Annotated in this window: 9 protein-coding genes; 7 read left to right on the top strand and 2 right to left on the bottom strand. The window is 50.4% G+C overall.

The window, feature by feature from the left end; all coding sequences use genetic code 11:
* The first annotated feature begins 12 nt into the window (after positions 1-12).
* Together U6B65_13315 and U6B65_13310 are read left to right on the top strand one after the other, a co-directional pair.
* Positions 13-5,565, top strand: a complete 5,553-nt coding sequence (locus U6B65_13315) for an RHS repeat-associated core domain-containing protein (protein WRS27292.1) — start codon at positions 13-15, stop codon at positions 5,563-5,565.
* Between the two features lie 20 nt (positions 5,566-5,585).
* Positions 5,586-6,197, top strand: coding sequence for a hypothetical protein (locus U6B65_13310; protein ID WRS27291.1), 612 nt, complete (start codon positions 5,586-5,588; stop codon positions 6,195-6,197).
* Between the two features lie 229 nt (positions 6,198-6,426).
* Here U6B65_13310 and sigE read toward each other — a convergent pair whose 3' ends face one another.
* Together sigE and U6B65_13300 are read right to left on the bottom strand one after the other, a co-directional pair.
* Positions 6,427-7,155: an RNA polymerase sporulation sigma factor SigE gene (sigE, locus tag U6B65_13305; protein ID WRS27290.1), complete on the bottom strand. Its 729-nt coding sequence runs from the start codon at positions 7,153-7,155 to the stop codon at positions 6,427-6,429.
* A 185-nt stretch (positions 7,156-7,340) separates the two neighbouring features.
* Positions 7,341-8,213 (bottom strand): sigma-E processing peptidase SpoIIGA, encoded by an 873-nt coding sequence (locus U6B65_13300; protein ID WRS27289.1) that lies wholly within the window; start codon positions 8,211-8,213, stop codon positions 7,341-7,343.
* A gap of 267 nt (positions 8,214-8,480) precedes the next feature.
* On the opposite strand from U6B65_13300, the gene U6B65_13295 reads away from it, so the two are divergent.
* From U6B65_13295 to U6B65_13275, 5 genes are all read left to right on the top strand, one after another.
* Positions 8,481-9,038, top strand: coding sequence for a hypothetical protein (locus U6B65_13295; protein WRS27288.1), 558 nt, complete (start codon positions 8,481-8,483; stop codon positions 9,036-9,038).
* Positions 9,039-9,254: 216 nt separating this feature from the next.
* On the top strand, positions 9,255-11,042 hold the full coding sequence (locus U6B65_13290; protein ID WRS27287.1) for a penicillin-binding protein 2: 1,788 nt from the start codon (positions 9,255-9,257) through the stop codon (positions 11,040-11,042).
* 290 nt (positions 11,043-11,332) lie between these two features.
* On the top strand, positions 11,333-12,202 hold the full coding sequence (locus U6B65_13285; protein WRS27286.1) for a DegV family protein: 870 nt from the start codon (positions 11,333-11,335) through the stop codon (positions 12,200-12,202).
* A gap of 33 nt (positions 12,203-12,235) precedes the next feature.
* Positions 12,236-13,357 (top strand): class I SAM-dependent RNA methyltransferase, encoded by a 1,122-nt coding sequence (locus tag U6B65_13280; GenBank protein ID WRS27285.1) that lies wholly within the window; start codon positions 12,236-12,238, stop codon positions 13,355-13,357.
* A gap of 92 nt (positions 13,358-13,449) precedes the next feature.
* Complete coding sequence (locus tag U6B65_13275) at positions 13,450-14,949, top strand: 2-isopropylmalate synthase (protein ID WRS27284.1); 1,500 nt, start codon at positions 13,450-13,452, stop codon at positions 14,947-14,949.
* Positions 14,950-14,953 lie beyond the last annotated feature (4 nt).

Below are 14,953 nucleotides of genomic sequence, written 5' to 3'. Positions count from 1 at the left end.
AGGAATAAAAGGATGAATAACAAATATAAAGCTGATTCTATAAATAAACTTGCCGCCCAAGCCGTATCATCCGACACAGAAGGAGATGTTACCCCTCTTAAGAACTATCCCGATGCTCCGTTTTCCTATTCATCGGCTGAAAACGAAAGTGCCTCCATGGGCACAGGTGCATTTCAGCTGACTGCTACCGACTTTATCCTACCCGGTAAAAACGGTCTGGATTTGGTCATGACCCGGCAATACAATTCCAGCAATGCTGCCCTGCACAATCTAGTATCTCGTGAGGTAACCGGCAAAGAAAGACGTTATGGCTATGTGATTTACAAATATGCGGTAAGGAAAAATATTAAAACTGGCGGTACCATTGAAACCAACAATGTGCCTTTGTGGGGAGAATGCGATTTTCAGGATCGTGATCAGCGCACTGCAGCAAGAGCGAAGGCTATGGATGAATATAAAGATGAAGTAATAAAATCCATTATCCAAGATGATGAAGAAATCACAGAAACCCTCAAGTATAAGGACACCCAAGTGGAGTATTACATCCGTCACACCGAAACAGAGGAAAACAATTATTTTGTAGATGCGTATGGATTGGGGCACGGCTGGAGCTTTGCCTTTCCCTCCATTGAGCAGATTGCCGAGGTCAAGAGCAACGGAAAGGATGTGGAAAACAGACCGTATCTGCATCTGGCCGATGGCAGAACCCTCCGTCTGAAAGATACCCCCACCAGCACCAGCGGCAGCAATCTGGTGGATTACTCTCTGGGGGATGTGCGCATCCAGCAAACAGGAGGTACCATCAGTCATGCCGGTTCACAGGCATCCTATGAATACATCCTATCCTATAAAAACGGCCAGAAAGACTATCTGAGCTCCAGCACCATTGTCGCCCGCCAGGATCGCTTTGGCAACACCATCCTGTTTCGCTTTACCAAGGACAGCGGCGCTGAGATGGTTGACTCGCTGGGGCGTACAGTCAGGCTGACCAGAACCAACACCTCTAGCGGATATACCCTGACTTGGGAACTCCCCGATACCGGCAAAATCATATACACTATTTCCAAGGCTGAGGAAGGTGTTCGTCTTTCACAAGTAAGGGATCAGGAAAACCAGTTAACTTCCTATGACTACGCCATCAACGACACCTTTCAGCAGATTAACAAGAATATTAGTGGGGACACTAATAAGAAAGTCTCCTATCTCAACCTTAAAGAAATTGTTCATCCTACTGGACTTCAAAGTACGTATAAATATAGTACGGTAACACAGGAAGAGGAATATTGGGAATTTGACGTTGAAGATCCGCCTAAGGAGCTCTCCTCTCAGGAAAAAAGAAATTGGTCGGGTAAACGGTTTGGCGAATATTCATATGGCCGCCAGCGGCAATACAATGTGCTCCAGTGGAGGCAGGATCATGATGGTACTCAAGCGCTGAATCGGCAGGACTACACCTTCACCGGAGGGGTATATGAAAAGCGTAGCAGAAGGGTTTTTCTACATTACATGTCCAAGGCTACCATTCAGGAAGAAAAATCCGGTATCCCGGTGGTGCGCACTTTCCTCTTCAACGAAAAATCCATGCTTCAATCGATTACCGAAGTTCATAACAATGTAGCTATGCAGGAAGATTTCTTTGATTACGACAATGATAAAAACAAACAGCGCACCCAGCAGATCACTAAACGGTATAATGCCGTTACAGCTTCTCCCCGTCCGATTCTACAGGCGCAGACAAACTGGACCTACGATCCAAAGGGAAATGTGAAAACCCAAACCCTGCCCCTACAGGGCACCACCACCTTTGACTACGATGCCGCCTACAGCCTGCTCACAGAAAAGCTTTGGTACAAGGATGCCTCCACCCAAATCCGGGAGAACTATTCCTTGCGCTCCGATCAGAAGCTTGTGGAGTGGAAAAAGGTCTATGAGCAGAAAAACGGTGTGGAAACCCTCAAAGAGGCCACACAGTATCAGTATGATGCAAACAACAACCTTTCCAGTGAGCGGCACTATGCCAACCTCAACCTTACGCCTTCCCCATATGATGCTGTGATTTCCTATTCCTACAGCAACACTAATCCCCAACTGGACAGTAACATCTATAGCGGCGTATACCTAACCGAAAAGAGAATAATCGGCCTCCGAGATGCAAATGGTGCAGTACTGCCCGATGTGGTGGAGAAATACAGTAGGGATGCCCATGGGCGGGCACTGCGAGTGACCGATCCCAGCGGGCGGGTGACCAACTATACCTACGACAGGCTTGGCAGGGTTATTCGGGAGGTTTATCCCGATCAATCCCACAAGGAAACCCAGTATGTAGTTTCCGAGTCGCAAAACTGGATTATGGTATCCGAAAAGGATACCAGCGGCAAGCTGCTGCGGCAGAATCGGTTGGAATACACCCCTCTGGGCAAAATCCAGCGAACCTATGCCCTGAATCCTGAAACCTGCCTGACCTACCACACCTATGATGCCCGGAATCGCCTTGTCCGTGAATATGCCTACAGCACCGAAGGCACCACCGCTACCGCCTATACCTACGATGCCTTCGACCGTATCCTTTCCAAGACCACAACCGGGCCGGGCATAACGCCATACGAAGAAAGATACAGCTATGATGATGCCTTTGACCCGGCCCAGGGACTGCGAAAAGATACCAAAGAGGTCATCGGTGATGCCAACTCCCCCACTGTGATTTCCACAGTACTCAGGGATGTGTTGGAAAGGGTGCGGGAAGAAGCGGTGGGAGCCGCCGTCACCCGGTACGCCTACAATCAGGCAGGCAACCGGATTTCCCAGACCGACCCCTTGGGGAATATCACCCTGTGGGCCTATGATTATGCCGGCAGAATGGAAACCGAGACCCGAACGACCGAGAGTGGATCGGTTACCGCTGTTACCAGCTACAATCCGCTGGGTCACAAGCAAAACTTCCGGGATTTTCGGGGGAACAGCACCACCTTTCTGCACGATGCCGCAGGCAGACTGCTGGAGCAATCGGTGGATTTAAACGGCTCCGAAAGGATGATTACTCGGTATGCCTACAATCCCTCCGGTGAGGTCACCAGCCAGAAAAGCCTTGCGAATAATGGCGTGTGGCGGGAAACCGGCTATACCTACGACAGTCGCAGTCGGGTGGTGGATACCATTCTGTATGACGGCAAGGCCGAAACCCGTACCCGTTTCGAGTACGATGCACTTGGCAACAAAGCCGCTGTGTATACCGGTATGCTGGGCAGTTCCATCGCCGGAGCCGCCAAGACCACCTATACCTACGATCGCTTCGGCAGCGTACAAACCATGACCGATCCCATTGGCAACAGTCCCAGCCCTTCAAGCCCCGAAAGGCGTACCGAGTTCTACAGCTACGATGCTTACGGGAAGCTGCGCACCAAACAAGACCGCAACGGCGATCTGACCACCTATACCTATGATGGCTTGGGCAGAGTGCTTTCTGAGCGAGCCGCCGACAGCGAGAAAAAGCAGGCGGATGCCTTTCGCTTGTATGTCTATACCAAAACCGGGCAAACAGCCATGGAGGAAAACAGCCAGCTTCGCATCCGGTATGCCTACGACAGCATGGGCCGCCTGCTTTCCCAAACCGAGGTCTGCCTTTCCAGCTCCGCCAGCACCGTAACCAAAAACTATACCTATGATCTGTATGGCAACCGCAAAAGCTTCATTCTCCGTAAGGATGGCGTTACCGAACTGTCTCTTGCCTACGATTACGACAGGCAGAATCGGCTTACGGTTCTGAAAAAGGATGGCCACAGTCTTGCCACCTACGCCTATGATGAAAACGGCAACCGCAAGAGCCTTGTCTATCCACAAAGCGGTATCACGACCGAGTATGTTTACAACGCTGCCAATCTGGTGACCGGGCTAACCAACAAAAAGAGTGGTGCTCATTGTTCCTCCTACCACTACAGCTACTTCCCGGACGGCAACCAAGCTCGCAAGCTCAGCAAGGGTTCTGGGCGAGCGGATAGGATCACCGATTATCTGTATGATGGCCTTGGCCGGCTCACCGAAGAAAAGGAGCAGGACGGCAGAAGGATTCTATACCAGTATGACCGCTTCTCCAACCGCTCCCGCATGACGGTCACCGACGCATCCGGCAAAAATACCGTTACCTCCTATGCATACGACCTGCGAAACCGTTTGGAAACCGAAACCAAAACCGATCACAAGGGCGCAAGGGAGATTTTCCATTACCGCTACGATTACAACGGCAACCAACTTTATCGGGAATGGGAGCGGCTCACGCCGCAGGGCGATGCTGAAAAAAAGCAACCGGGACGGGTCGGCTTCTATTCGAATAAGTTCGGGCAGGATGTTGTCATTCTGGAAAAGCGAGGGTATAATGGGTTTAATCAGCTTGTTAGCCTGTATCGGGATACCTTGGTGACAAGCTATGCCTACCGCCCGGACGGCCTGCGGCACAAAAAGAGTTTTGCCGATGGCACCAGCCATACCCACATCTGGGATGGGCAAAATATGGTGGCGGAGTATGGTGAAAGTGGTCGGATATTCGCACGGTATTTACGGGGCATAAACCTCATTGCCAGAGAGCAGGACGGACTTTGCCAGTATTACCTGTTCAACGCCCATGGGGATGCGGTGGAGCGAACCGATCAAAGCGGCACCACCCTCAAGAATTATGATTACGATGCCTTTGGGGTGGAGAAAAGCCCGGAGAAGCTGGATGGGAACCCCTTCCGCTATTGCGGGGAGTATTTTGACCGGGAGGCCGGGACAGTTTATTTAAGGGCGAGGAACTATGAGCCCGTAACCGGGCGCTTTATAAGTGAAGACCCGATAATGTGGGGGCTAAATTGGTATGCATATTGTGGAGGAAATCCAATTCTGTATATCGACCCACTAGGGCTAAAAAGCTATATCTTTTACGACCCATTTGGAGATGATGCAGACAACGAAATTGATAAGAATCCTAATGCGCTATCATATGAAACTGCACAGGCTTTTCAGCGAATGTTGGCAAAACGATACGGTATTTCAAAAAAAGACATGGATTCGGAAATTGTACTTTATGCCCTAAAGGATTATAATGACTTTAAGGACTATTGGAATAATACGATGGAATCCGATCCCGATGCAATAATATTTAATGCCCATGCAAACCCAGACTTAATACAACTTACCCGCAAACTTAGAGGTAAAGGTCCAATGCACCACATAAATATCAATGATGTTGACATCGATTTAGATGTCAAAACCATTGAGGCACTTTATCTATTAGGATGTGAACCAGGTGCTCCCGGTAATGGCGGCAACAATAATATTGCGCAAGCATTTTGGGATAAGATGAATATTACAACAATGTTTGCAGCAGATGCAGGGGTAGGCTTTAACAGAGAGCGTTCTTGGTTTAACAAAAATATTACTGGCGTTACAATCAACGTTTCTTCCACGAGCTCAAATTCCAGTTATACCCCGCAAGGAATGTTAATGTGGAATAGCACGTCTAGCGGGGTACCTGTCCCATTAAAAGACCCTTTTAAACCGACCTTTGCACAGTTGGCAAATTTGACAAAATAATAGAAATGAGGCCAACCAAGATGAAAAAATTACAAATGAAATCTTTTTTATATAAGTATAGGACTGTGCTTTTTATCTTGGTTGGCCTATTCATTCTCTGTATAGGAGGAGTGAAAATATATAACATCAAGCAACAAGAAGTTTTATTGGCAGATGGTACATTCGAGTACAACGAAGTTTCAATATCCTATATTTCAACTGTATATAAAGTCAATCCGGAAGCATGTTTGCCTTTTCTGTATTATGTACCCGAAGAAGAAGTGGCAACTCCTACATTCTGGTGCTTTAGAGATATAGTTACAGACCAGCATTATCCAAATGGACTTGGGATTGAGTATCCTAAAATTCAAGAAAACCAAGAACTTATATTTTCATACGGTAGAGCTATTGAAAAGCTACGTTATATTAAAGCAAGCATGTACCCACCTTATAAAGAAAAATATTATAGCCTACTGGATAAAGGTTATTCCAATCAACCGTATTGTCCCTACGGTGTACCACTTATGTCAAAGGTATATGAGCCTAATACAGTTTATTTCTATGCTGTAGACAAAGGCGAATTAAAGGACTTTCCTGATCAAGCCATCCAACCAAGCAGAGTTTATTCTGAAAGTTTTGAAATAGCGAAATAAGACATTAGCCACCGAATTTAATTTCGGTGAATCCGGAGGCCTTTCTTTTGCAGGCAATAATATTGCTTCACCGCCATTTTTAATATGAACCAGAAGCTTTATCTTTTTACTTGTCTTAAATACCCTCTTTATCAATCAACACACTTAGTGCCCCCTATCCAATCTACTTACATATAGTAAGCAGGTTGGATAGGGGGCACTTTCATCCTTCAATCCAAAATTTCATTTTTTACGAAATACGTTCCAATTCTTTTTTCAGCCTTTTGACAATTCTTTTTTCCAGCCGTGAGATATAGGATTGGGAAATCCCAATAATATCCGCAACTTCCTTCTGGGTGCGTTCCTCGCCATCCAGCAAACCAAAACGGAGCTGCATGATCTTTTTTTCTCGCTCTCCCAGCTTGTTAACCGTTTCAAGCAGTATATTTTTTTCAATGGCCTGCTCAATGGGCCGATTGATGCTATCTGAATCGGTTCCCAGTATATCCGAAAGCAAAAGCTCGTTGCCGTCCCAATCAATATTAAGAGGCTCATCAATGGAAATCTCATGCTTTTGCGATTGGCATTTGCGCATAAACATCAAGATTTCGTTTTCTATACAGCGGCTGGCATAGGTGGCCAGCTTAATGCCCCGGGCAGGGCAAAAGGTGTTGACCGCTTTAATAAGGCCAATGGTACCAATGGAAATGAGATCCTCCACCCCCACACCGGAGGATTCAAATTTACGGGCAATATACACCACAAGGCGCAGATTATGCACAATCAGCTCCTGTTTGGCCTGATCATCCCCCACCTCCAGCTTGAGGAAAACCCCGGCTTCTTCTTCTTTGGTTAAGGGAGGCGGCAGCGTATCCGGGCCGTTTATGTAATAAATTTTGCGTATTTTTGCCCGCAGTATGCGGGTTAGGATAAAAATCCGAATGCTCTCCAGACTCAGCAGCCTTGTTCCCTTTTCCATAATCCCTCTCCATCCTCCGCCCTTCGCAAAACCGGCAAGGAGGCCCTAAGCCGGCCCTGTTCTGCGGCTGTCGCTTTTTACGGCCAGCGACACGCCGAATTTTATAGTTGAATTCGTGTGATACGGTAGAGAAGCACCCCATGAATGTATTTTGTCAGTATTTCAGAATTTGTTATCCCCTAGGCTTAGATCGGAACACTGGCCAAATCAGGGTTCAAAATCGCATTGTAATCACTTGTGCCTACCTTTTTTGGAGAAAGCCCAATGTAAACTCTCTCCACCCGGTGGCAGTGCCCACTTCGGGAAAGCTCCAGCCGATCCGGCCGAAAGGCGGGGATCAGCCCTGCCTGGCCCAATCCTTCATAAGGGATCAAGCGCAGAGAAAGAGGCAAATCCTTCCCGGTGAGGTATTCTCCCGAAAGCACCGAATCCACCACTTGGGGAGGCAAGATTTCAACAAGATCACCCACCCAGCAGATCATCACCGGAGTGGCACTAAAAGGCTCATACAGGCTGTTGCCCGTATCCAGAAGCCCTGTCACTCGGGTGTTTTTTTTATTCAGGAAGATTTTCACCTCAAACACGCTGGCAGGCAGGCGGCTTCCCCTGAAAATACGGTTTGCCACCGTCAGCACTAGATAAGCGGCACCGGTACAGCCAATAAGAACCACAGGGGAAATATCAAAATACACAGCGCCGTTAAAACACAGCATCCCTTGGGGAGCAAAAGCAAACCACAAGGCCACCATAACGCCGGCAAAAAGGAAATTCACCGTAAAAAACAGAAAAAGCTGCATTAAAAAAGCACCCCTGCGCAAAGGCGCATAAACCACCGCTACAATCAGGCTGGAAACAGCCAGCTTGATCAAAGTGGAAAGGATAAAACCCATATAGGGTAAAAAAATCACCAGCGAGCTGGCGGCCCCCGCAAGGCTTCCCAGAATTACCCGGGAGCGGCGGGGCATCCGGCCGGAAAGCCGGGAACAGCAAAGTATCAGCAGCATGGTCACAGCATAGTTGAGGACCATCAGCACATCCACATAAACATATGTATCCATTTCAGCCTCTTCCCCATTGCAGGCCCGGCACGGACATGGTAAAACCCTTCTCCCCATTATTCATGCCTGCTCATTGTCCCATCGCCATCCATTATAGGGGACAAAGAGGATTTGATTCTGTCGGAAAATGTGTTTTGAGGCAAATTAACCGAATCGGGGTAAAAAAGCCTCACATATTGGCCAGATTCCCATAGTATATAAAGAGAATATCATTTTGCAGGCTTTGCTGACAGGACGCATTTTTGATTGCATATGGAGTGATGAATCATGGCATGTTCTAATGTTCGTTCCAATGGCCAAAATGTGGCCACTTCTATTTCGGGAAACAATTTTACCCAAGGCACCACCGCATCCTCACCTCTGGCCCGCCAGACCCAGCTCGGGTGTGCCTGCCGCACCTGTACCAACGGCAATACACTGTTCAACATTTTGGGCAGATGCCGCTTTTGCGGGAACTGCCTGAATCGGGCGGGAGCGGTTACCACCCGTGCCGCAGCTACCGAATCCTGCCTGACACAAGCCGCCAACGAAGGGGTTTGCCGGGGTGAATGCTTTAGTGTTCCCTGCCGCTGCCGATTCTGTGGACGGTGCCTCAATTCCAATGGTGTTGTCAGCTCTGTCAACACCACACAGTTGGTGAGCACCCCCACAACCGATTGCACTGTTATTCAAGAAGCAGCGGAATCCGGCGATATTCGGGAATGCTGCGATACTGTCAGCGGCTGCGGCAAATATCTGGCATCCAGCCGCGACACCTTCTGGCCCACCTTTACCCGCCCCCGGTGGCTCACCTGCGCCGAGCTTTACAGCACACGTCTGGAATGATCTTGATCCCGCTACCCCGAGGCCAGCTATAGTTGTATAGGTTTAAAATCGCAACGTGGTTTTAAACAGCGGCAATCTGCCGCTAACCGCCATAGGCGGTCTATACCGGCTTCATACTCATATACATGCAGTGCGTGTCTGTGGGCGAAGCCCATAGTTTTAAAATTGCTCCACAATTTTAAAACTATATGAGTATACATATGCGCTCCTTCCACAATGCCTGAGAAAAAGGCTGTGGGAGGGCGTTTTCTTTTTGTGGGCGGTATGTTTGCCTGCGGCTCTGCCCACAATATACCCAAAGAACCTATTTCATTCAGAGAGTCGGTGTTAGCCTTGTATAAGCGTATGATCGGAGTTTACTGCTGTATGGCGGTGCTTCTGACTGTCTGCCTTTTTCGTGTGTATGCCATCAATGTATCTGATTCGCTGACTATGGCGGCGGATGTACAGAGCAGACAGGCGTTGGTGGTCTCCACCACACGGGGAACCATCTATGACCGCAGTATGGTGCCTCTTGTCAACAGCAGTTCCAAATACATTGCCTCGGTGCTGCCCACCCCACAGGCGGCGGGCGTGCTGCTGCCCGCTCTGGAGGAAAAACAGCGCCCGGCTGTACTCAATATGCTCACAGCCGGCTCCCCCTTTGCGCTGGAGGTGCCCACCAACGATCTCTACGCTCTGGGAGTGGATGTGTTTCGTGTTTCCCAACGGTATTCCCAGAATCCGCAGCTTGCCCCCCATATCATCGGCTACCTGAACGGGCAGGAGCAAACGGGTGCCGCAGGCATTGAAAAGGCTTTTGACAGCCTTCTGAAAAAAAGCGGCGGCCAGATCGTGGCCCGCTACCAGGTGGACGCTATGGGGCGTTCCATGGAAAACGGAGCGGTGCAGATTGACCGGAGCGGCGAAAACGACCGGGGCGGCGTTGTGCTGACCTTGGATGCCTCCATGCAGGCCGCCACTCAGAGCGCTCTGGAAAAAGGCTGTGAAAAGGGTGCTGTAGTGGTTATGGATATCGGCACCGGAGACATTCTGGCTATGGCCAGTGTGCCGGATTTTGACCCCGGCAACATTGCCGCCAGCCTGGAAAGCAAGGACGCCCCCTTTATCAACCGGGCCATCAGCGGCTATAACATCGGCTCTGTTTTTAAGGTAATTGTATCCGCCGCCGCTCTGGAAAACGGCATTACCCCCGATTTTTCTTATACCTGTCAGGGCTCCATCGATGTGGATGGGCAGGTTTTCCGCTGCAACAACCACGCCATTCACGGCACTGTGGATATGGAGCGGGCACTGGAGGTTTCCTGCAACACCTATTTTATCAACCTAGCCCTGACCTTGGGGCCGGATTATATCCCTGCCCTTTCCAGCTATATGGGACTGGGCAGTGCCTCTGAGCTGGCGGAAGGCTTTACCACACAATCCGGTAATCTGCCCACCCGGCAGGAGCTGAGCAACCGGGCGTCCCTTGCCAACTTTGGCTTTGGGCAAGGCAGCTCGCTGGCCACTCCCCTGCAAATGGCTCAGGCTATTTCCGCTATCGCCAATTCAGGTATGGCCGTAACCCCCCGGTTAGTTATGGGCGAAACGGAAGACGGTTCTTCCCTCAGTGTTTCCTATCCCAGCTATTCCCCCAACCGTATTTTATCCGAGAACACCGCCAAAACCGTGCAGGGACTAATGGTCAAGGTCATTGAAGAAGGCTCCGGCCGCAAAGCAAGACCCATCACCGGCGGAGCGGGCGGCAAGACCTCCTCTGCCCAGACCGGAATATACGATGAAAACGGCAAAGAAATCGTTCATGCTTGGTTTGCAGGCTTTTTTCCGGCTGCCAAGCCCAAATATGCGGCTGTCGTTTTCGTGGAAGGCGGGGAATCCGGTGAAAATGCAGCGGGGCCTATTTTCAAACAGGTTGCGGATGGAATCATCGGCTTGGATTTGGCCGCCGGTTCCTCTAAGACCCTTGGGCTTTCCTCGGCGGAGAAAACCGTGCCTATCCCCTGAATAACTTCGCTGCCAAAGGGCCCTATGGAGGATTGCGGTTGCATTCGGCAGACGAATAAGGTATAATAATTACAGAGCGCTACTATACTTCATTTCTATGGCTCACCTTACGGCGATGGCCAATTCTACCATTCACTGCGTTCATGGTATCCTATTTTCAGATGTAAATACTGTGCTTTACCATGGGCAGGGTAATCCGCTCGCTTTGCCACGCCCGCTCTGATGCGCAATGACATCATATTCGCTTTTATAGCAGACTTTTTTAGGAATTATGCAGGGGGGAAACATGGATGAACAATACCTTCAAACTGGTAACCGACAGCAGCTGTGATCTGCCGCTGGACTATCTGGCGGAAAACGATATCGGCTCAGTGGAGCTGCTTTATACCATCGGCGGCAAAGAATATGCGGCCTATGATGCTGCAATGCCCATTGGCACCCTGTATCAACGGATGCGGGATGGTGAAATGCCCCAAACTGCACAGGTAAATGTAGAAAGCATGCGTTCCTTTTTTGAGAACATTCTGACCCAAGGGCTGGATGTGCTGTATCTCGGCTTTTCCTCCGGGCTTTCCGGCACCTGCCAAAGCGGCCAGATCGCTGCCAAGGAGCTGGCGGCGGAATACCCGCAGCGCAAAATCATCGTTGTGGATACCCTTTGTGCTTCTTTGGGGCAGGGTCTGTTGGTGCATCTGGCCAACCAGAAAAAGCAGCAGGGCATGTCTATAGAAGAAGTGGCTCAGTGGGCGGAGGATACCAAGCTCCATCTGGTTCATGTTTTCACAGTGGATGATCTGATGCATCTGCACCGGGGCGGGCGGGTTTCCAAAGCCTCGGCCATTATGGGCTCCATGCTGGGCATCAAGCCTATTCTGCATGTGGATAATGCAGGCAGGCTCATCCCCATTCATAAGGTTCGGGGACGCAGGCAATCCCTGAACTATCTAGTAGAGTACGCCGCTGCCAACATGGGCCAGTGGCACAACGAGGTCTTTTTCATCAGCCATGGTGACTGCCTCGAGGAGGCACAATACGTGGCAAAGGTGATGGAAGAAAAAACCGGCATTAAGCCCGGCATCATCGATTATGTAGGTTCTGTGATCGGCACTCACTCGGGGCCGGGCACGATGGCTCTGTTCATTCTGGGAAATCAGCGCTGACCCCTTCGCCCCACAACATAGGAGAATATTACCATGCAAAGCTCTTTGACCATTTGCTGTCCATGCCATTTCGGGCTGGAAAGCGTGCTTTCATACGAAGTTAAAAAAATTGGCGGGCAGAATATACAAGTTGCCGACGGCCGGGTCACCTTTGAAGGAGCCCCTTCTCTCGTGGCCCGGTCTAACTTGTGGCTTCGCACGGCCGAGCGTGTCTGCATTGTGCTGGGCACCTTTCAGGCCACCACCTTCACACAGCTTTTTGATGAAATGGAAAAGCTGCCTCTGGAGGAGTTTGTTGGCATAAACGATGCTTTCCCTGTCAAGGGCTGGTCGCTGAAATCTCAGCTTTTCAGCATATCCGATTGCCAGTCCATCCTCAAAAAGGCCGCTGTTAAACGTCTGGAAAAGGTTTACGGCCAAAGCTGGTTTGAAGAAACCGGGCCTGTTCACCAAATCCAGTTTTCCATTATGAAGGATGAAGTCACCATTATGCTGGATACGTCCGGCACCGGGCTCCACAAGCGGGGCTACCGCCGGGATGCATTGGAAGCACCCATCAAGGAAACGCTGGCCGCCGGAATCGCCGATCTTGCCCATATCCGCAAGGATGCCCTCGTCATTGACCCTATGTGCGGCTCGGGAACCCTGCTGATTGAATCGGCCCTGCGGGCTTATAACATCGCACCGGGTATCCATCGTCATTTTGCCGCCGAAAGCTGGGATTATTTCGATGCATCCATCTGGAAGGATGAGCGGAAGGCCGCTTTGTCCGCCATTGACCGCACCTCTGGTTTCCACGGCATCGGCTATGATCTGGATAAAGCCGCCTCGGATTTAACCCGTGCCAATGCAGTGAAAGCGGGAATCGGCAGTAAAATTGAAGCCACCATGCGCGGGCTGGCACAATTCACCGTGGATGCGGAGCAGGCTGTGATTTTATGCAACCCGCCTTATGGCGAGCGTATGATGGAAATCAAAGAAACCGAAGATCTTTACCGCCTCATGGGCCGGGTCTTCCCCAAGCGGAAAGGGCTCAGCTATTATATCATCACCCCACATGAAGATTTTGAGGATTTGTTTGGCCGCAAAGCGGACAAGCGCCGCAAGCTCTATAATGGCATGATCAAGTGCCAGCTGTTTATGTATTATAACTAAGCGATCATACGAATTAAATCGAGTGAACACAGGGCGGTCAAAAGCATTTGTTTGACTGCCCTACGCTTTTGCCAACAGGCGGAGGAACCCATATGAAAACACTGACTGTGTTGGATACCACTTTACGGGATGGGGAGCAATCCCCCGGGTGCAGCATGCAGTTAAAAGAAAAGCTGGAGGTTGCCAAGCAGCTGGAACACCTTGGGGTGGATTTTATTGAGGCAGGCTTCCCCATTGCTTCACCGGACGACTTTCAAGCGGTGAAAGCCATTGCCAATACCATCAAAGGAGCCGGTATCGCCGGGCTTTGCCGGGCCACTGCCGGGGATATCTCCTGCGCATGGGAGGCGCTAAAGGGGGCTGCTGCCCCCCGTATCCACATTTTTTTGGCCACCAGCGATATTCATTTGCGCTATAAGTTGGGCATCTCCCGGGAAGAAGTGCTGGATAAAGCCGTCTCCGCCGTGGCCTTTGCCCGCCGCTTTCTCCCGGATGTGGAATTTTCCGCCGAGGATGCCACCCGCACCGACCGGGATTTCCTCATGGAGGTATACAACCGGGTCATACAGGCGGGGGCAACCCTCATCAATGTAACCGATACGGTGGGTTATCTGCTCCCGCAGGAAACAGAATCCCTTATCCGGTATGTCAAGCAAAATCTGATCAACCCCGCTATCCCTGTGGGCATTCATTGCCACAACGATTTGGGGATGGCCACAGCCAACACGCTGGCTGCCGTGGCCGCCGGAGCCGACCATATTGAAGGCACCATCAACGGCATCGGGGAACGGGCAGGCAACGCCGCTCTGGAAGAAGTCATTATGGCGCTGAAAACCCGGCAGGATTTGCTGGGCTGCCAGACCCGCATCAACACCCGGGAGCTTTACCGCAGCAGCCGGCTTGTTTCCACCATTATTGATAAGCCCGTAGCCCACAACAAGGCTGTGGTGGGTGAAAATGCCTTTGTTCACGAGGCCGGGGTGCATCAGCACGGTATGATGAACAATCCCCTCACCTATGAAATCATGTCCCCGGCAGACATTGGTTTGCAAACCAACTCCCTTGTGTTGGGCAAACATTCAGGCAAAGCGGCCTTTGAGCAGCGCATGAAGGAGCTGGGTTATGCGTTGGATGGGGAAAAACTGGCGGCGGCTTTTAAAAGCTTTAAGCAGCTGGCAGACCACCAAAAGGCGATCACCGACCGGGAGCTGTGCTCTTTGGTAGAGGGTGCGGCCCAAATCCGCCAGACCTATTCCCTCAAAAGCTTTGTTGTCAACAGCGGCACTTTGATTTCGGCCACGGCGGTGGTTTGCCTGGAAAAGGACAGCCAATGCTACGAGAAGGTAGCCCGGGGCCCCAGTCCTATACTGGCGGCTTTCAACGCTGTGGATAAAATCGTGGGGGAGGTTTATCAGCTGGAATCCTTTGTGATTCAGTCCATGGCGGCAGGCCGGGATTCTCTGGGCGAAGTGGTGGTGCAGCTGGGTCTAAAGGGTCAATCCTTTATTGGCCGTGGCCTTGCCAATGATATTGTGGGAGCCTGCATCCACGCCTATATCAGCGCAGTAAACAAATCCCTGTGCATAAGCTAAAAAA

The organism is Oscillospiraceae bacterium MB08-C2-2 (assembly GCA_035621215.1).
Lineage (GTDB): Bacteria > Bacillota > Clostridia > Oscillospirales > Ruminococcaceae > WRAV01.
The sequence above is the reverse complement of the archived record's forward strand: the minus strand, read 5'-3'. Positions and strand labels throughout refer to the sequence as shown.

Coding starts and splice junctions, on each gene's coding strand:
- U6B65_13315 (WRS27292.1), top strand. CDS start 13: ATGAATAACAAATATAAAGCTGATTCTATAAATAAACTTGCCGCCCAA.
- U6B65_13310 (WRS27291.1), top strand. CDS start 5,586: ATGAAAAAATTACAAATGAAATCTTTTTTATATAAGTATAGGACTGTG.
- sigE (WRS27290.1), bottom strand. CDS start 7,155: ATGGAAAAGGGAACAAGGCTGCTGAGTCTGGAGAGCATTCGGATTTTT.
- U6B65_13300 (WRS27289.1), bottom strand. CDS start 8,213: ATGGATACATATGTTTATGTGGATGTGCTGATGGTCCTCAACTATGCT.
- U6B65_13295 (WRS27288.1), top strand. CDS start 8,481: ATGGCATGTTCTAATGTTCGTTCCAATGGCCAAAATGTGGCCACTTCT.
- U6B65_13290 (WRS27287.1), top strand. CDS start 9,255: ATGCCTGAGAAAAAGGCTGTGGGAGGGCGTTTTCTTTTTGTGGGCGGT.
- U6B65_13285 (WRS27286.1), top strand. CDS start 11,333: ATGAACAATACCTTCAAACTGGTAACCGACAGCAGCTGTGATCTGCCG.
- U6B65_13280 (WRS27285.1), top strand. CDS start 12,236: ATGCAAAGCTCTTTGACCATTTGCTGTCCATGCCATTTCGGGCTGGAA.
- U6B65_13275 (WRS27284.1), top strand. CDS start 13,450: ATGAAAACACTGACTGTGTTGGATACCACTTTACGGGATGGGGAGCAA.